This is a genomic window from Streptomyces mabaensis (assembly GCF_053763515.1).
This window is the reverse complement of the sequence record NZ_JBSOPZ010000056.1, coordinates 17,321-32,521: the sequence shown is the minus strand read 5'-3', so window position 1 is coordinate 32,521 and position 15,201 is coordinate 17,321. Positions and strand designations below refer to the sequence as shown.

Genomic DNA, 15,201 nt, shown 5'->3' with positions numbered 1-15,201 from the left:
GAGAGACCGAAGTGGCCTGACGTCTGGGGACGTTCGTCTGTACACAACTGGGGAGCTAAGGCCGTACGCCGACACCTCTTCGAGGTAGTGCGTGGTGAGCACGATGGTGGATCCGCGTTCGCGGAGCTTGTCCACGGCGTCCCACAGCGCGTCCCGGGACTGGATGTCCAGGCCGGTGGTGGGCTCGTCCAGGAAGAGCAGTTCAGGACTGCCGTATACGGCGGTGGCGAAGTCCAGACGTCGCTTCTCGCCGCCGGAGAGCTGGGAGACCTGGGTGGTGGCCTTGTGGGTGAGGTCGACGATGCTGAGCACGCGTTCGACCCTGTCGCTGCGCTGGGAGAGTTTTCCGATCAGCCGGACGGATTCTGTCACCGTCAGGTCCGGGGAGAAGCCGCTCTCCTGCAGCATGATGCCCATCCGGGGCCGCACGGCGCGCCGGTCGCGGGGGCTGTGGCCGAAGACCCGCACGGTGCCCGAGGTGGCCGCCCGGTGGCCTTCGATGGTCTCCAGGGTCGAGGTCTTGCCGGCGCCGTTCGTGCCGAGCAGCGCGTATAGCTCCCCCTTCGCCACCTGGAAGGACAGGTCTTTGACAGCATGGAAGTCGCCGTAGTTGAGGTTCAGACGTTCCACGTCGATCACTGGTGTCGAGGTCATACGATCGATTTCAGCCGTCATCACGCTCGTCCGGCAGTGGCGTGGTGTCATCAGCCCGCCATGACAATCCTTAGGGTGAGCGCATGACGCAGTGACACTGGTGCACTGACCGAGCGGGGAAGAATACTGCGCGGCAGACTCTGCTGTTCGATACTGGAGTGCTGCACATGACCACCCGGCCCCCATGCGTTTTGCTGTCGGCCCGTGAGCCGTCACTCCTGGTCTGCGCTGCTTTCTTCGTCCACTGCCTCGGCGTCGGCTTCTACCCTGACGGCATGGAGCTCTGGTCCCAGAACAACCAGTTGCTGACGTGGACAGCCGCGGCCCTCACCATGGTGACCGCTCTGGCGACCCCTGTGCTCGGCCTGCTCACTCAGCGGCCAGGTGGCGACCGGTGAGACCAATCATGCGAGCGCAGAACAAGATGCTCGGGCACACCGAGACGACGCAGGGGCGGCTGCGCCGATGGAACCTCATTACGTTCGTTCCGCTGCTGGCTGCCGTAGGGGCGCTGCTGGTGGCGCGCGATGCCCGGGCCTGGTGGGACGCCGCCGTCTTGAGCCTGGGCGTGGTAGCGGCCCTGGTGGTCGTCGAGCGGTGGACGGCAGGCGATACTTCCCGCGTCGCGCTCCCCTGCCTGATCATCACTGCGGCCGTGTGGCCGTTCGGCGTGCTGGTGGCCGACAGTCGCACGGCGTTCTACGGCATTCTGATCGTGGGCCCCTACTTCATCCTTGAGCTGCCGCGCCACCGAGGTGCGGCGACCCTGGGGCTGGCCGCGTTCGTCGCCGCAGTAGGCACGGCGAGGCTGATGGAACCAGCAGCACAGGACGATGTCCTCGGCGTCCTCATCCAGTACGTCCTGATCCCCACGGGCGTCACCGTGATCGTGACCGGCCTCCTGTTCGCCAACCAGCAGTTCTACAAGATCATGGAGCAGTCGCGGGATCGCGAGGCGGAGCTGGCCGTCATCCGGGAACGCGTACGTTTCGCCAGTGACCTGCACGACATCCAGGGCCACACACTGCATGTGGTGAAGCTGAAGATCACGCTGGCCGAGAAGCTGCTGCGCAGCGACATCGGGCGCGTGGAGGAGGAACTACGGGAGGTGCACGCCCTGCTCAGCGACACGATCACCCAGACCAAGGAGCTCGCCCACGCACAGCGGCGGCTCAACCTGTCCGTGGAACTGGAGAACGCGAAGAACCTCCTCGAAGCCGCGGGCATCCGCGTGCGTGTCAACCGTGAGGCTGACGCCGACGAGAGAGTCAACGCGCTGCTCGGCCAGGTCCTCCGCGAGACGACGACCAACATCCTCCGCCACGCGCAGGCCACCCGGGTGCGGATCACTCTCTCGGAGTCGAGCATCACCATCGTCAACGACGGCGCTCAGGAGGCTCCCCTCCCCGTGCTCAGCGGACTGGGCACCCTCAAGGAACGAGTGAGCGACAACGGAGGCGCGCTGACGGTGGAGCAGGACAACGGGCGCTTCCTCACAGCGGCCACGTTCCCGGACCCTCGCTCAGCGACGCCGCCACCCGCGGCACGGGAGGACGACCGATGACCACCGTGGTACTCGCCGACGACGAGGCCCTGCTCCGTAAAGCGCTGGCGTCGCTGCTGACTCTCGAAGGCGAGATCACGGTGCTCGCCGAAGCCCAGGACGGCGAATCGGCCATCCAGGCCACACTGCTCCACCGGCCCGACGTGCTCGTCATCGACCTGGAGATGCCCGGCGTGGACGGACTCGGTGCTGTCGCGGGGATCCGCCGTGCGCGACCGGACCAGGTGATCCTCATGCTGACCCGCCATGCCAGGCCCGGGGTCCTCCGCAAAGCCCTGAAACTCGGAGTCCAGGGCTTCGTCAGCAAGTCGGCGGAACCCGCGCACATCACGCAGGTCATCAACACTCTGCACCAGGGCAAACGCTGGATCGACCCGGACGTCTCCGCACTCGCCATCGTCGACGACTGCCCACTCACCGACCGGGAGATCGACGTCCTGCGAGCCACTCGTGACGGGTACTCCGTCGCGGACATCGCCACCCGCCTCCACCTGGCGGAGGGCACCGTACGCAACTACCTCTCGAACGCCATGCAGAAGACCCAGACCCGTACCCGTCACGAAGCAGCGCGCTACGCACGGGAACACGACTGGCTGTAGAGACGCACGGGATATGCCAGCACGACGCTCAACCCCGGTTAGCCCGGCCGTCGTTCGCTCCACGGTGGATCCGGCCACCATCGACGATGTGGCTCGACGCTAGCCGGCATCGCTGCCGAGATGAAGGGTCGCAAGCAGGTGATGCTTGACGCGGTTCGCGACCGTGACGGCTTCCTCCGCGGTGTCAACCGCCTCAACGATGACCAGGGGGCCGAAGGTTTTCTCGTTGGACACGGTCGCCCCGTAGGGAACGTCGGTCAGGATGGTCGGCTGGTACACCAGTCCCTCATGCGTCCCGCCGGTGCGCACCGTGGCGCCCGGGGACACTGCCTCCGGCACGCGCTGGTCCATGAGGTCGACCGCCCCTTGGTGCACGAGCGGGCCGTTGAGGGGTGTCGTATCGGTAGGAGTCTGTGATCGAGTGGTCGGTGTTCCAGTAGCTGGGACGGGCTGGGCATAGAGGAGGATCAGGGCTGCCGCGATCCGTTCCATGAGCGGGAGATTGTCGCTGGTCATGATCTTGCGGATCAGGGCGATGCGGTGGTGCTGGCTGCATCATGAGGAGCGTCGACGACCAGCGTGAGCTCACCGAGGACGAGGTGAACGACCTGCTCGACGGTGACGAGCGGGACGCCGGATGGAGCGGGGACGGGTACGAGTGGGCGAGGTGAACGTGCCAGGCGCCCGGGCGGGGGCCGTCACTACCTCGCCCGGACGCCTGGCAGGTGGGGCCCGTCAGGGGCCTGGGCAGTGGCAGGCCGGCTCCCGCGTCATCACTCCGCGACGGACGGTCAGTGCCGGTAGCCGTGGGTGCGGTAGGGCACGCAGAGCCGTTCGCCGACCTCGGTGAGTGTTTCCGGGCAGAAGTAGTACCAGCGCAGGTGGCTGATGCCGCCGTCGGCACTCTGCACGCGCAGGACGTCTTCCAGGGCCTCGGGGGCGCCGGCATCGGTCGGCGTGGCCCACAGCAGTACCAGGGGCTCGTCGTCGAGTTCGCGGACTTCGGCGCGCCAGCGCACGTCGGTTTCGAGGTAGAGGGTGTGGTGCAGGGAGCCGGCGGCGATCCTGTCGCGGCCGACCTCGTGAACCATGCCGGTGACCTCGCTGACGGCGTCGGTGAGGAACAGCTGGGTTAGTCGGTCGAGGTCGTAGGCGGAGAACGCCGCGGCGAGCGCGTCGAGCAGGGGCCGCTCAGGTGCGTGGCGGCGGCCGCGAGCGGTGTCGCGGTCGGTCTCGTTCAGCCGCCCCCGTCCGCGATGCAGCGCGGCCTTGACGGCGCCTTCGCTGGTGTTCAGCATCGCGGAGATCTCCTTCAACGGCAGGTCGAAGACGTCCTTGAGTACGAGGGCCGCCCGTTCCTGGGGTGATAGGAGGGTGGTGATCTCCGCGAGGGCGTCTCGTACTTCCGCCGGGTCGGCGTCCGCGGGTGTCGCCCGTTCGGGCAGGTCCAGAGGCAGAGGTGCCGGCCGGCGCAGGCTGTCGAGATAGGCGTTGGTGGCGATTCTGACCAGCCAGGCCATGGGCCGCTGCACCGCCTGATGGGATTGGGCCGCCCGGGTGAAGGCCCGGGTGAGGGTCTCCTGGATCAGGTCCTCGGCATCCCAGACGTTGCTGGTCAGTCGACGGCAGTAGCGGTACAGCTCCGGGCGCAGCGGGTCCAGCGCGGTCAGGAACGCGTGACGGGCAGCACCGACGTTGTTCAACAGCGGCTGGGGCAGTACGCCCGGTGTCGGGTCGGTGTGGGGCATGGCGTGCGGCTCCTCGTGGAAGGGGGTGTTCACGCGATAACGACGCGGCGGAGCCGACGGCGGATACGTACCGCCGGATGTGAGGCCCCTCTCCTCGTGCCCCCTCTGCGATCGTCGAGGTCGCTGACCAGAGGGTGCTCTCGACGGTGCGAAGCACCTTGTCGACAACACCCTCCGACATCGCATTTCACCTACGTCTACGTCGTGACCTCGGGGTGCTGGGCGAGGGTTTCCCACCGGTCTGCCCAGTGCTTGCGCAGGTCGGCGAAGGCAGCATCGTCCATTCCGTACACCGACACGGTGATGCTGGCCGGACCGGTGCCGGGGGTGTCCAGTGGCTGCTGGGCGCCGACGGCGACCAGGTGCCCGGCCGCGTCGATAACGATGTGCTGGTAGCGGCTGGAGTGCCAGACCTCGGTACCCGACTTCTGAACCCTCTCCCGTACCGCGGCTGCGTCCGCCGTTCCGGTCAGGTAGATCGTCCGGCGGCCCTGGTCGGGCTGTCGCTCCAGCCGGAACCGCAGCTGCTCGAAGAAGGTGCGCCAGCCTTCCTCTATGCCGTCGTAGATGTCGGCCCACCGTGCATCGGAGAGATCACCGGGGCGGACCACCCGCACGACTGTGCGCGGGCCGTCGGCCGAGAGCTGGATCTCCTGGCCGTCACCCAGGTCGCCCAGTGCGATCCGGTGGCCCGGCAGCTGCTTTGCGTGATCGACGAAGATGTGGCGGATCTCCCCGTCGAGGCCGGCGTAGTCCCAGCCGAACCAGTCGCGGATCCTCTCCGGCTCGGTCAGCGCCTGCCAGACGGTGTCCAGCGGGGCCTCTATGGCGGTCTCGACCTGGAAGGGCTTGGGCTCGGTCATGGTCGTCACTCCGTTTTCTCAGTGGGTTCGTGGTCGGCGGTTTCGCCGCGGGCGGGGTGGCCGCCTATGAGGACGCGGAAGCGGCGCCCGGACTGGGGGGTGTGGAACTCAGCGGCCAGCTCGGCGACACGGGCGGCAAGCTGGTCGGCGAAGCGTTCGACATCGGCGGGCTCGGCGAAAGCGAGCTCGGTATCAATGGTGAAGGTGACGAGCCGTTTGCCGACCGCCTCCGCGCGCTCACGCATCTCCGCCACATCGCTGAACGCCCGGGCAGTGGCGGACAGCAGAGCGTCAGCGGCGAAACGGTCCTGGCCGGCCGGTGCGGGCTCGCCGATGACAGTCGGTGCGACCACCACGGCGCGCGAGGTGGCCCGCACCACCCGCTCGGTCCTGCCCCGGCGCTGGCGCAGCTCCACCAGCTCCACCAGGCCGCCCTTCTCCATCTCGCGAAGGTGGTAGTTCAGCCGCTGACGGGTCTCACCCAACCTGGCAGCGAGGACCGTGGCCGAGGCCGGCTCATGCAGCTCCTCCAGCAGACGGCGTCGCAGCGGGGACAGCCTGCCGCGTAGGCGTTCCCCCTCGCGCAGCACGTCCAGCTCTTCTCTCATGCCTGCACTCCACCATTTGACAAATCCATTTGTCAAATGGTGTTCAGGCCGAGAACCGGAATGGATGATCACCCGAGGCGAAGGTGTCCGCCTCGTGGCCGAGTGTCGGCAAACGATCGTTCGCGTTACACGAAGATCGACATGACTTCCTGCAGGTCGCGAGCGTAACGATTCCCGTGTACGCGCCTATGCGCGCACCACCACAGCGGTACACCTTCAGCTGGCTGCGTTGGGGTGACGCGGGCCGGCCTCGCCGGGCGGGGCGACCTCGCCCTTGGTGCCGGCGGCGATGATGCCGCGGGAACGCCGGTCCTTACCGTCGGCTTCGGGCGATCGCCAGTGCGCGAAGACGGCGATGAGGGCCCCGGCCCACAGCAGGGCCCGGAGGGTGAAGTAGGCGGTGCTGTGGCTGAGCAGTGCTTCCGCTTCGGCGCCTTGCGTGAGGGTTCGCACGGCGTTGATGACCACGGTGACGGGCGGGTCAGTCCCGGACCTGGATGGGGGGTACGCGGTGGGTGGTGGCATCTTCGACGAGGGTGCGCAGGGCCGGGTTGGTGAGGTCGTCAAGGGTGCGGATCTTGACGTGGCGCATGTTGGCGCCGGTGACTTCGAGGAGCCCGTCGGGTTCGGGGAGGCCGGTGCCGTAGTAGAAGCCGAAGACGACGTGCTTGGTGAAGGGCGCCAGCCAGCAGAATTGCTCGCTCATCTTCTTCGGGCCGGTGCCGTAGCCGGCGGAGCGCTGGCTGGTCCAGACGACCTCGACGGTCTGGGGCAGCACGTCGAAGATCAGGGCGCGGCAGGCCGCGGCCAGGTTCCGGATGCCTCGGGTGACGCCTGGGTCATCTCTCGGAAGACGCTGTCGTCGGTGGTCACGATGCCCTTGCCGGCCATGAAATCGCTCTACCTTCTGTGTGTGGTCTCATGTCGTCGAGTACGGCTTCCGGGCCACGCATGACGTGGGATCGCCAACCGCGGCCCACGAGGGTCCGCGCGCACCGCTGGACGGGGTTGTCGGGCTCGAAGCCTTCATGGGCGAGAACACGAGGGTGCCCAACTCCAGTGTCCAGGCGATCGCCCAGTCCACCTCGGCATTCCCGTCGCCGGACGGTGCGGCCTCCTGCCAGCCGATGCGGACCATTCGCGGCGTTCTCCGGGGCGGGCGAGCAGGTCGCGGGCGTGACGCACCTGCTCATCAGCCAGCGCCGGGCTCAGCCGTCCTGGCCGGCGGGCTTGGGCCCGGGGAGCGCCTCACCGGTCTCCAGCAGCGTCTTCAGGCTGGCCACGAGGGCGGGCCAGCCCTCCTTGATCATCTCCCGGAGCGTGCTGCCGGGCTCGAAGCCGTCGTGGACGACGGTCAGCTTCACCATGTCACCCAGCGGCTCGATGTCGAAGGCCACCTTCGTCCTCGGCTCGCTCGCGAGCTTGGTCCGGGTCTCCTCGTCCACCCCGACGGTCTGCGCCCATTCGGGAGTGAAGGTGTGCCAGGTGTAAGACAGCCGGCGGTACGGGTCGGATTCCAGGACGACCTGCTCGGGGTGGGCGATCTTGTTCCCGCGTTCGGTCCAGGTCATGTGCGAGCCGGCCTGCCAGTCAGTGCCGAACTCCAGGCCCCAGTAGCGGCTGGTGAAGGCCGGGTCGGTCAAGCCCCGCCAGAGCTGCTCCGCGGTGGTCTTGACGTAGGTGGTATAGACGAAGGCGTTGCTGTCCATGGGGGGATTCTCCAGTGCGTTCTTCAGGTCGGCGAGCGCATGCACCCGCGCGCGGTCGTAGCCACTGATCCATCGATCCGCGATGGCGTTGATCGGCTCGGCGTTGAGGTAATGCAGCTTTTCCCGGCCCCGCCGGGTGGTGGTGATCAAGTTGGCCGCCTCAAGCAGGGACAAGTGCTTGCTGACCGACTGGCGTGTCATCTCCAGCTCGGCGCACAGCTCCCGCAGTGTCTGCCCGTTGCGTGCGTTCAGGCTGTCCAACAGCCGACGGCGACCGGCGTCGGCCAGTGCCTTGAAGACCTCGTCCATCTCCGGCCTCTCAAATATGCAGCCGTTTAACTGCCTATTACGATAGGCAGCCGTTAGGCTGCATGTCAAAAGGGGCAGCCGCTCGGCCCTCTCCATCCGCGCCCGCGCCGACAAGCAGTACCGGGCGTCCGTGCGGGATCCTCCACCGCATCCTCACCGGAAAACAGGCGTCACCCCGCGCGGACGCGGCGGCGTTTCGGCGAGTACTACGGGGACCCCCAGGAGACCGGGGTCCTCATCGTCGGCTTCGGGCGATCGCCGGTGGTGCGAAGACGGCGATGAGGGCCCCGGCCCACAGCAGGGCGCGGGCGGTGAAGTATCCGGTGCTGTGGCCGAGCAGTGCTTCTGCTTCGGCGCCTTGGGTGAGGGTTCGTACGGCGTTGATGACCACGGTGACGGGCTGGTGTTCGGCGAATGCCTGCAGCCAGCCGGGCATGGTCTCCACCGGGACGTAGGCGCTGGAGGCGAAGCTGAGGGGCATGACGAGGAAGCCGATGCCCTGGGCGGCCTGGGCGTTCTTGGTGAGCAGGCCGAGGGTGATGAACAGCCATACGAAGGCGAAGCCGAACAGTGCGCAGATGCCGAAGCCTGCCAGTGCCTGGAGCCAGTCGGTGTGGATGCGGAAGCCCAGGGCGAAGGAGATGGCGGTCAGGACGGCGAGGTGGCCGATGAGGACGAGTGAGTCGGCGAGCGCCCGCGCGAGTGTGGTGGCTGCGGCGGGCATGGGCAGGGAGCGGAGTCGGTCGAAGAAGCCTTCTTGCAGGTCCTCGGCGATGGCGACGGCGGTGCCCATGCCCAGGAACAGGGAACTGACGGTGATGATGCCGGGCACCATGAAGTCGACGTAGGCCAGTGTGCCGGTGCCGATCGCGCCGCCGAAGACGTAGCGGAAGATCAGCAGGAAGGTCAGGCCCTGCATCAGGCCGATGATCAGCAGCTGTGGCGTGCGCAGGTACTTCAGCAGGGCACGCTGGGCGATCACTGCAGTGGACGGCAGGAGCCGGGCGCCGTTGAGGGGACGGTGGATCGCGGGAGCGGTCATCGGGTGCTTCCAGAGGTGGTCGTCGGTGCTGCGGCAGCCTCGCCGGAGCCGGTGGTGTCGGTCGGGTGGCCGGTGAGGGCGAGGAAGACCTCGTCCAGGGTGGGGCGGCGCAGGGCGATGTCCTCGACGGCGACCTGGTGGTCCCGCAGCGACTGAACCGCTTGCATGAGCTGCTCCGGACCATGCTCGACCGGCAGGGATATCAGCTGGGCTGCCGGGTCGGTGTGCGGGGCGCTCGCGCTGATCCGCTCCAGGGCGCGGGCGGCGAGGGGTACGTCCTGGTGGCTGCGGACGTGGACCTCGATGACGTCCCGGCCGGCGCGGGTCTTGAGTTCGCCGGGTGTGCCCGTGGCGATGGCCTTGCCGTGGTCGATGATGACGATCTGCTCGGCGAGCTGGTCGGCTTCGTCGAGGTACTGGGTCGTCAGCAGTACGTCGGTGCCCTGGGCCACGAGGGCGCGGATGGCGTCCCACAGTTCGATGCGGCTGCGCGGGTCGAGGCCGGTGGTGGGTTCGTCCAGGAGCAGCAGTTGGGGTGCGCCGACGAGGCTGGCGCCGAGGTCCAGGCGGCGGCGCATGCCGCCGGAGTAGGTGCGTACCAGGCGGTCGGCTGCGTCGGTGAGGCCGAGCTGTTCGAGTACGGCGTCCGCCGCTTTGCGTGCGGTGCGGCGGTCGTGGCCGAAGAGGCGGGCGACCATGCGCAGGTTCTCGCGGCCGGTCATGGCCTGCTCGACGGCGGCGTACTGCCCGGCCAGGCCGATGCGCTGGCGCACCTTCTCCGGGTGCCGGGCGGTGTCGATGCCGCCTACGTGCAGGCTTCCCGCGTCGGCCCGTATCAGGGTGGCGACGGAGCGGACGAAGGTGGTCTTCCCGGCTCCGTTGGGTCCGAGAACGGCCATCACCTGGCCGGCCGGGGCCACCAGGTCGAGGCCGTTGAGCGCCGTGGTGGCGCCGAAGCGTTTGGTGAGGCCGCGGGCCTCGATAGCGAGGGTCATGCGTCTACTTCCAAAGGGATGTGGGCAGGGCGAAGCCGAGCCCCGTCCGCTGTGTTCGGGGACGGGGCCCGTGCGGTTTTCCTTGCGCGGGGATTCAGATCAGGTCGAGTACGGCTTCCAGGCGCCGACTGACGTGGGACTTCCAGCCGCCGCCCATGATGGTGCGGGCGCGTTGCTGCAAGGGGTTGTCGGGGTCGAAACCCTCGTGCAGGAGGAACAGGCGGGTGCCCTTTCCTTCCGGCTGCAGAGTCCAGGTGAGGGTCCAGTCCACGTTCAGGCCGTCGGCCGCAGCGTCCTGCCAGCCGATGCGGAGCATCTTCTCGGGCTCGAAGGCCAGCACCTCGGCCTGGACGGTGCCGGAGAATCCGGTTGCGGGTACGGCGACGACCTGCATGGTGTAGCGGTGGCCGACTTCGAGCCGGAAGTCGCCGGGCATCAGCCACTGTGCGATCAGCTCGGGCTCGGTCAGCGCGCGCCATACCTTCGTCGGCGGGTGGGACAGGAACTGATCGACGCGGACCTCTGCCAGATCATCTTCGGTCATGACTCATCGTCATCCATCGAGTCGAGCAGGTCCCGCAGGCCGGAGAGCTTCTCGCGCCAGAACCGCTCGTACGGGTGGAGCCACTCCTGGACCTCGTACAGGCCGACCGCCTCCAGCCGGTACAGCCGCTGCCGCCCCACTTTGCGCTCGCTGACCAGCCCGGCCTCCCGCAGCACCCGCAGGTGCTCGGAGAAGCTCGGGCGGGCCATATCGAAGGCGCTGGCGAGCTGCGCGACCGGCTGCGGGCCCTGTTCGCGCAGCATCCGCAGCACCTCACGCCGCACCGGGCTCGCCAGTGCGGCGAAGATCCGATCCTCCGGCGCCCGAACAGACATCATGAGTCCGTCACTGCCACTTGGTGGTGGACAGGACCAGGCCGTTGCCATCCGGGTCGACAAGGGTCGCCTGCCGGGCCCAGGGGTAGTCCGTGGGGCCCTCGACCGTGACACCGGCCCGCGTAAGCGCGGCGCAGTCGGCATCCACGTCCGAGGTCTCCAGCATGATTCCCTGCGCGTTTCCGGGGGTGAAACCCATCTCGGCGGTGGCCAGGGTGAAGCTGGTCTGCGCCCCCTTCGGGGCCACCTGCAGCCAGCGCATCGGACCCATGTCCTGGTCCATGACGACCTCGAAGCCCAGCGCGCCGACGTAGAAGTCCTTGGCCCGGTCCTGGTCAGCGACGGGCAGCGTAACGATCTTGATGTGAGTGATGTTCATGCCCCGACTATAGATAGGAAATTTCCTACCTGTCACTTCGATCATGCTCGCGCCGCAAGAATCCTGTCGGCATGCGCCCTGTCAGTCAGCTCCAGGGCTTGTCGAGGTCGAGCACTTCATTGCGCTCCGTCAGCGAGTACCAGTTGCCGTTGTCGTCGCGGAAGATCGCCTCGATGCCGTACGGCCTCTCCTGGGGCTCCTGTAGGAACTGGACGCCCTTCGCCTTGAAGTTCCTGTAGTCCCCGCGGCAGTCGTCGGTGCGGAACGCGCCTGCGCCGATCACACCCTTGCTGACCAGCTCGGTCAGAGCCTTGGCCGACTCCGGATCGAGGCCGGGGCCGTCGGGGCGCATCAGGGCCAGCTCCACATCAGGCTGGTCCTTGGCGCCGACGGTGACCCAGCGCATATCACCCATCGCCATGTCCGTACGGACTTCGAAGCCGAGCTTCTCGGTGAAGAAGTTCTTGGTCCGCTCCTGGTCGAGCGTCCAGACGGTGGTGATGCCGAGTCCCTTGATCATGTTGTGCTCCAGGTAGGGGTGGGGTCGTGCAGGCGTTTCTGCCTGCCCTGTCAGCGTAGGGAGCGCGGAATTTACCCGGCTTCTTCAGAATTGCGGTCCCTCTCCTCGCCGTCCCGGGCTTGGCCGCGGCCGTCCTTCCCCTTGCGGTACCGCTCCTTGCCGGGGAATCCGCCCGCCCACAGCAGCGCGTAGCAGCCGGGTACCAGCGCGGCGCCGCGGCCGACGTTCTTCGCCCGGTACTCGCTCGGCGTCAGCCCCGCCTGCTTCTTGAAGCGGGCCGAGAAGGTGCCGAGGCTGCTGAAGCCGACCAGCATGCAGATCTCCGTCACTGACAGATCGGCCGTACGCAGCAGCTCCTCGGCGCGCTCGATTCGGCGTTGCGACAGGTACTGGCCCGGCGTCTGGCCGTACACCGCTTTGAAGGCACGTACGAAATGAAAGCGCGAGTACCCGGCATGGGCCGCCACTGCGTCCAGATCCAGCGCCGGATCCGCCCAGTCCCGGTCCATGGAGTCCTTGGCCAGGCGCAGCTGCCTCAGGTGGGCGAGATACGCCGTGACCGGGGTCGCGGACGGGGTGTGCACTCTTCGATGCTGGCACGCCCCACTGACAATGGCCTCAGCGCGGCTCTGGGTGACGCGCTACAGGCGCCGGGGCAGGTCGCCTTCCTCGAATGGGTGAGCGTCTTCAACTTGGCCACTGATCGGGTGACGGGGCAGGGGGCGGAACGGGCGGAGCCACAGGAGGGCGAGCTTGACTCTCCGTGCCACGAGGGAGTCGCCGATGTTGCGGCTCCAGCACGCTTGGCCGCGGCCGCGGAGACTTCCGCTTCGGCGGCACCGGCGACTCGATCGCCCTTCATCGTGTTCCGCGACACCTTGAAACGCGCGGACAGCTCCCGCCCGGACAGCCCCTGCTCACGACGGGCCCGACGGATTCTCTCGAACAACGCCTCACGTGACCTGTGCACCATCTGAGGACGCTCCGGGTCCCTTGCCCAAACACCTGCGGCTGGGCCTGGACGCCGGCTACGATTACCGGCCCGTCCGCGATGACCTGGCCGAACGTGGCATCGACGCCCGGATCACTCACCGTGGAGAGAAGGCCCGATCCAGGCTGGCGGACGCTGGGTGGTCGAGCGGACGAATTCCTGGATGAACAACTTCGGGAAACTACGCCGCTGCACCGAACGACGCGAGACCACGATCGAGTTCTACATCGCACTGGCCTGCATATTCGTCACCGTCCGCCACCTCATCCGCCGAGCCTGGACCCACTACCGATGGGACACGCGACCCCGCACCCCCCGCATCCGATGACCTAGTGGCGGACGCCCTGACTCAAGAACCGTCGTCGTATCTGCCGGGGGGTGTCAGCCACGCAGAGCCAGCGTGGTCCCCAGGCCGACCAGGCTCACGCCCGACACTCCGGCGAGGCCCTGCCGGACGCGGGGGCGGCGCAGCAGGACCTCGACGCGGGCCAGGAGCCAGAGCACCAGCACGAACCAGAGGAACGACAGGAGCCAGAAGGTCCCGGCGAGCACGCTGTGTGCGGCCGTGGTCGTCAGGCCCGGCAGGGTGAACTGGGGGAAGAGGGAGAGGTAGAAAGCCGCCACTTTGGGGTTCAGCAGGTTGCTGATCAGGCCCTGCCGCAGGGAGACGCGCACGACGCTTCCTGCGGCAGGTTGGGTGGGTTGGGCGTGGCGATGTGCCGGAGTGTCCCCGGCGCCGCTTCGGCGCAGGCGGACGAAGTCGGCCAGGGCGTGGACGCCGAGGTAGATGAGGTAAAGAGCGCCAGCTATGCGCACGGCTGCGTAGCCGAGCTCCGAGGCGGTCAGCAGGGCCGTCAGGCCGGCCACCGCAGCCGCGGCCAGTATGGCGTGCCCCAGCATGATCCCCGCCGCGGTCGCGATGCCTGCACGCCGCCCCGCTCGGGCCGTGTTGGCCAGCAGCAGGGTCAGATCGGGGCCGGGCACGACGATGATGACCAGGGACGCGGCGACGAAGCCGATCAGTTCGGACATGGGGATCCCTCAGCGTGCGTGTGAACCCGGTTCGACCGCACAAAAGGGAGCGGTTGCTGGGTGCCGTGCCCGTCGGTGGCAACCTGGCCATGTCAGCAGATGTCATCGCGTCTGGACAGGGCCAATTGCAATGATCTGGACTGACTCGCGCAGGCTGGGCGTGTCGAAATACGGAACGCCGGGGATCCTGGTCGCCATCACTGGGCCATCGGCGAGCACGAGGAAGCCGCCCACCGCTGCTGAGGCAACTGCCGGTCGGGGCAGCGCTTTTCCAGGACCCGCCACCCGCTGCAGCCGACCGGCCTGCCTTGCTCATTCCTCGTCGGCGGCGTCTGGGTCGCGCAGCGGGCGCAGGCCGCCGGGCAGGTTGGGGAGCTGGAAGGAGTACCGGCCGTGGATCTCCTTACCTGGACACCTTCGAGTGACGCCTGAACCGGCGCCGTGGCGATCGAGGTGCAGGGTTCGTTAGGTCATTCGAGTGCAGGTCTGGGGAAGGCCGGTGTGCGGGTGGTCAAGGACGCGATGGCGGTGTCGTTCGGCGAGTGCGGTTGGTCGACGGCGACGGTGAGTTGGTCACGGCCGCCTGCCGGTTCCTGGATCATCTGGTCGAGCAGGGCGGTGCCGGCGGCGTTGTCGTGCGCGGATGCGGCCAGCACGACCACCCCGATAATCAGCCCCATCGCATCCACGGCCAGTCCCCGCGCTTGCGCCCGGACGCCTTCTTGTTGGCATCCAGTCCCGTCGTGGTCCTGGGGACACCGGCGGCCGCGCGCACGGACTGGGTGTCGATGATCACGAGGGACGGGTCCTCTAACCGGCGGGCTCTCTCCCGTACCTGGCAGCGCAAAAGTTCCTGGATCCGCTGGTCCAGGCCGTCCTGGCGCCACAGACCGAAGTAGTAGAACACCGCCGACCAGATCGGCAGGTCATGGGCCAGGTAGCGCCACTGGCAGCCCGTCCGGTCGCAGTTCCCGGGAGATCGTCGATGGTGACCGGCCCAGCCGTCCGGCGATCTCTCGTACCCCAGCGCCCTGCACGCGCAGCAGAGCGATCTCCTCCCGTTCGGCGAACGAGAGATGACGGCCCGAGACGGTCAGGTTGATCTGCGGCATCCCGCCAGCGTGTCGGAACCACCGCGTTCCCACCGCTAGCGCGGCTCCGACAGCGACCGCCGCATCCTCACTGGTCAGGCCCTTGGCAATCTCGCCCCAGAACAGCCGCTCGATCTCGCGCCGGGTCGAGGGCCGCCCCGGCGACTTCATCGGTGACCGACCCGTCAACTCCGCCATCCAACCCGCTGGTCGCCCCA

Annotated in this window: 19 protein-coding genes and 3 pseudogenes; 4 read left to right on the top strand and 18 right to left on the bottom strand. The window is 67.8% G+C overall.

Annotation, left to right across the window (positions count from 1 at the left end; translation table 11 throughout):
• Positions 1–654 (bottom strand): ABC transporter ATP-binding protein (locus tag ACWV17_RS32015; RefSeq protein WP_455362417.1); only part of this gene is annotated, 654 nt, incomplete at its 3' end.
• 275 nt (positions 655–929) lie between these two features.
• Between ACWV17_RS32015 and ACWV17_RS32010 the strand changes: the two genes are divergently transcribed.
• The 3 genes from ACWV17_RS32010 to ACWV17_RS32000 are packed head-to-tail and all read left to right on the top strand — an operon-like array spanning position 930 to position 2,817.
• Positions 930–1,052: a hypothetical protein gene (locus ACWV17_RS32010; RefSeq protein ID WP_455357123.1), complete on the top strand. Its 123-nt coding sequence runs from the start codon at positions 930–932 to the stop codon at positions 1,050–1,052.
• Positions 1,053–1,060: 8 nt separating this feature from the next.
• The gene (locus ACWV17_RS32005; RefSeq protein WP_455357124.1) at positions 1,061–2,218 is read left to right on the top strand and encodes a sensor histidine kinase; all 1,158 of its coding nucleotides are present in this window, start codon (positions 1,061–1,063) and stop codon (positions 2,216–2,218) included.
• A complete protein-coding gene (locus ACWV17_RS32000) occupies positions 2,215–2,817 on the top strand; it encodes a response regulator transcription factor (RefSeq protein WP_455357125.1) in 603 nt (200 codons plus the stop codon). The genes ACWV17_RS32005 and ACWV17_RS32000 overlap by 4 nt, the downstream gene beginning before the upstream one ends.
• Positions 2,818–2,916: 99 nt before the next feature.
• Here the strand turns inward: ACWV17_RS32000 and ACWV17_RS31995 are convergent, their stop codons facing one another.
• The 14 genes from ACWV17_RS31995 to ACWV17_RS31930 form a co-directional block, all read right to left on the bottom strand.
• Positions 2,917–3,333 (bottom strand): aldehyde dehydrogenase family protein, encoded by a 417-nt coding sequence (locus tag ACWV17_RS31995; protein ID WP_455362416.1) that lies wholly within the window; start codon positions 3,331–3,333, stop codon positions 2,917–2,919.
• Between the two features lie 275 nt (positions 3,334–3,608).
• On the bottom strand, positions 3,609–4,598 hold the full coding sequence (locus tag ACWV17_RS31990) for a sigma-70 family RNA polymerase sigma factor (protein ID WP_455362415.1): 990 nt from the start codon (positions 4,596–4,598) through the stop codon (positions 3,609–3,611).
• Between the two features lie 164 nt (positions 4,599–4,762).
• Positions 4,763–5,428: an SRPBCC family protein gene (locus ACWV17_RS31985; protein WP_455357128.1), complete on the bottom strand. Its 666-nt coding sequence runs from the start codon at positions 5,426–5,428 to the stop codon at positions 4,763–4,765.
• A 5-nt stretch (positions 5,429–5,433) separates the two neighbouring features.
• Complete coding sequence (locus ACWV17_RS31980; protein ID WP_455357129.1) at positions 5,434–6,036, bottom strand: helix-turn-helix domain-containing protein; 603 nt, start codon at positions 6,034–6,036, stop codon at positions 5,434–5,436.
• A gap of 216 nt (positions 6,037–6,252) precedes the next feature.
• Positions 6,253–6,489 carry a hypothetical protein gene (locus ACWV17_RS31975; RefSeq protein WP_455357130.1) on the bottom strand — a complete coding sequence of 79 codons (237 nt, stop codon included), beginning with the start codon at positions 6,487–6,489 and terminating at the stop codon, positions 6,253–6,255.
• 28 nt (positions 6,490–6,517) lie between these two features.
• A complete protein-coding gene (locus tag ACWV17_RS31970; RefSeq protein WP_455362418.1) occupies positions 6,518–6,847 on the bottom strand; it encodes a DUF1801 domain-containing protein in 330 nt (109 codons plus the stop codon).
• Between the two features lie 397 nt (positions 6,848–7,244).
• A complete protein-coding gene (locus ACWV17_RS31965) occupies positions 7,245–8,054 on the bottom strand; it encodes an ArsR/SmtB family transcription factor (RefSeq protein ID WP_455357131.1) in 810 nt (269 codons plus the stop codon).
• 235 nt (positions 8,055–8,289) lie between these two features.
• Positions 8,290–9,096, bottom strand: a complete 807-nt coding sequence (locus ACWV17_RS31960) for an ABC transporter permease (protein WP_455362414.1) — start codon at positions 9,094–9,096, stop codon at positions 8,290–8,292.
• Entirely contained in the window at positions 9,093–10,091 is a 999-nt protein-coding gene (locus tag ACWV17_RS31955) for an ATP-binding cassette domain-containing protein (RefSeq protein WP_455362413.1), read from the bottom strand. Before ACWV17_RS31955 ends, ACWV17_RS31960 begins: the two co-directional genes overlap by 4 nt.
• 94 nt (positions 10,092–10,185) lie before the next feature.
• Positions 10,186–10,635: an SRPBCC family protein gene (locus ACWV17_RS31950; protein ID WP_455357134.1), complete on the bottom strand. Its 450-nt coding sequence runs from the start codon at positions 10,633–10,635 to the stop codon at positions 10,186–10,188.
• Entirely contained in the window at positions 10,632–10,973 is a 342-nt protein-coding gene (locus ACWV17_RS31945; protein WP_455357135.1) for an ArsR/SmtB family transcription factor, read from the bottom strand. Before ACWV17_RS31945 ends, ACWV17_RS31950 begins: the two co-directional genes overlap by 4 nt.
• Positions 10,974–10,980: 7 nt before the next feature.
• Positions 10,981–11,349: a VOC family protein gene (locus ACWV17_RS31940; RefSeq protein WP_455362412.1), complete on the bottom strand. Its 369-nt coding sequence runs from the start codon at positions 11,347–11,349 to the stop codon at positions 10,981–10,983.
• A gap of 85 nt (positions 11,350–11,434) precedes the next feature.
• Positions 11,435–11,869: a VOC family protein gene (locus tag ACWV17_RS31935; protein WP_455357137.1), complete on the bottom strand. Its 435-nt coding sequence runs from the start codon at positions 11,867–11,869 to the stop codon at positions 11,435–11,437.
• Positions 11,870–11,940: 71 nt separating this feature from the next.
• Positions 11,941–12,378, bottom strand: coding sequence for a helix-turn-helix transcriptional regulator (locus tag ACWV17_RS31930; RefSeq protein ID WP_455357148.1), 438 nt, complete (start codon positions 12,376–12,378; stop codon positions 11,941–11,943).
• A gap of 466 nt (positions 12,379–12,844) precedes the next feature.
• Here ACWV17_RS31930 and ACWV17_RS31925 point away from each other — a divergent pair.
• Positions 12,845–13,188: pseudogene (locus tag ACWV17_RS31925) on the top strand (IS5/IS1182 family transposase); the annotation flags it as partial.
• Positions 13,189–13,241: 53 nt separating this feature from the next.
• Here ACWV17_RS31925 and ACWV17_RS31920 read toward each other — a convergent pair.
• From ACWV17_RS31920 to ACWV17_RS31910, 3 genes and pseudogenes are all read right to left on the bottom strand, one after another.
• Positions 13,242–13,892 (bottom strand): LysE family translocator, encoded by a 651-nt coding sequence (locus tag ACWV17_RS31920; RefSeq protein WP_455357138.1) that lies wholly within the window; start codon positions 13,890–13,892, stop codon positions 13,242–13,244.
• Between the two features lie 602 nt (positions 13,893–14,494).
• Positions 14,495–14,853 (bottom strand): annotated as a pseudogene (locus ACWV17_RS31915) (transposase); the annotation flags it as partial.
• Positions 14,854–14,857: 4 nt separating this feature from the next.
• Positions 14,858–15,181: pseudogene (locus ACWV17_RS31910) on the bottom strand (helix-turn-helix domain-containing protein); the annotation flags it as partial.
• Positions 15,182–15,201 lie beyond the last annotated feature (20 nt).

What these genes read in the sequence shown, in the direction of transcription:
- ACWV17_RS31930 (WP_455357148.1), bottom strand. Translation starts at nt 12,378, where the DNA reads ATGGACCGGGACTGGGCGGATCCGGCGCTGGATCTGGACGCAGTGGCG.
- ACWV17_RS31945 (WP_455357135.1), bottom strand. Translation starts at nt 10,973, where the DNA reads ATGATGTCTGTTCGGGCGCCGGAGGATCGGATCTTCGCCGCACTGGCG.
- ACWV17_RS31985 (WP_455357128.1), bottom strand. Translation starts at nt 5,428, where the DNA reads ATGACCGAGCCCAAGCCCTTCCAGGTCGAGACCGCCATAGAGGCCCCG.
- ACWV17_RS31995 (WP_455362416.1), bottom strand. Translation starts at nt 3,333, where the DNA reads ATGACCAGCGACAATCTCCCGCTCATGGAACGGATCGCGGCAGCCCTG.
- ACWV17_RS31935 (WP_455357137.1), bottom strand. Translation starts at nt 11,869, where the DNA reads ATGATCAAGGGACTCGGCATCACCACCGTCTGGACGCTCGACCAGGAG.
- ACWV17_RS31980 (WP_455357129.1), bottom strand. Translation starts at nt 6,036, where the DNA reads ATGAGAGAAGAGCTGGACGTGCTGCGCGAGGGGGAACGCCTACGCGGC.
- ACWV17_RS31940 (WP_455362412.1), bottom strand. Translation starts at nt 11,349, where the DNA reads ATGAACATCACTCACATCAAGATCGTTACGCTGCCCGTCGCTGACCAG.
- ACWV17_RS31920 (WP_455357138.1), bottom strand. Translation starts at nt 13,892, where the DNA reads ATGTCCGAACTGATCGGCTTCGTCGCCGCGTCCCTGGTCATCATCGTC.
- ACWV17_RS31960 (WP_455362414.1), bottom strand. Translation starts at nt 9,096, where the DNA reads ATGACCGCTCCCGCGATCCACCGTCCCCTCAACGGCGCCCGGCTCCTG.
- ACWV17_RS32010 (WP_455357123.1), top strand. Translation starts at nt 930, where the DNA reads ATGGAGCTCTGGTCCCAGAACAACCAGTTGCTGACGTGGACAGCCGCG.
- ACWV17_RS32000 (WP_455357125.1), top strand. Translation starts at nt 2,215, where the DNA reads ATGACCACCGTGGTACTCGCCGACGACGAGGCCCTGCTCCGTAAAGCG.
- ACWV17_RS31965 (WP_455357131.1), bottom strand. Translation starts at nt 8,054, where the DNA reads ATGGACGAGGTCTTCAAGGCACTGGCCGACGCCGGTCGCCGTCGGCTG.
- ACWV17_RS31950 (WP_455357134.1), bottom strand. Translation starts at nt 10,635, where the DNA reads ATGACCGAAGATGATCTGGCAGAGGTCCGCGTCGATCAGTTCCTGTCC.
- ACWV17_RS32005 (WP_455357124.1), top strand. Translation starts at nt 1,061, where the DNA reads ATGCGAGCGCAGAACAAGATGCTCGGGCACACCGAGACGACGCAGGGG.
- ACWV17_RS31955 (WP_455362413.1), bottom strand. Translation starts at nt 10,091, where the DNA reads ATGACCCTCGCTATCGAGGCCCGCGGCCTCACCAAACGCTTCGGCGCC.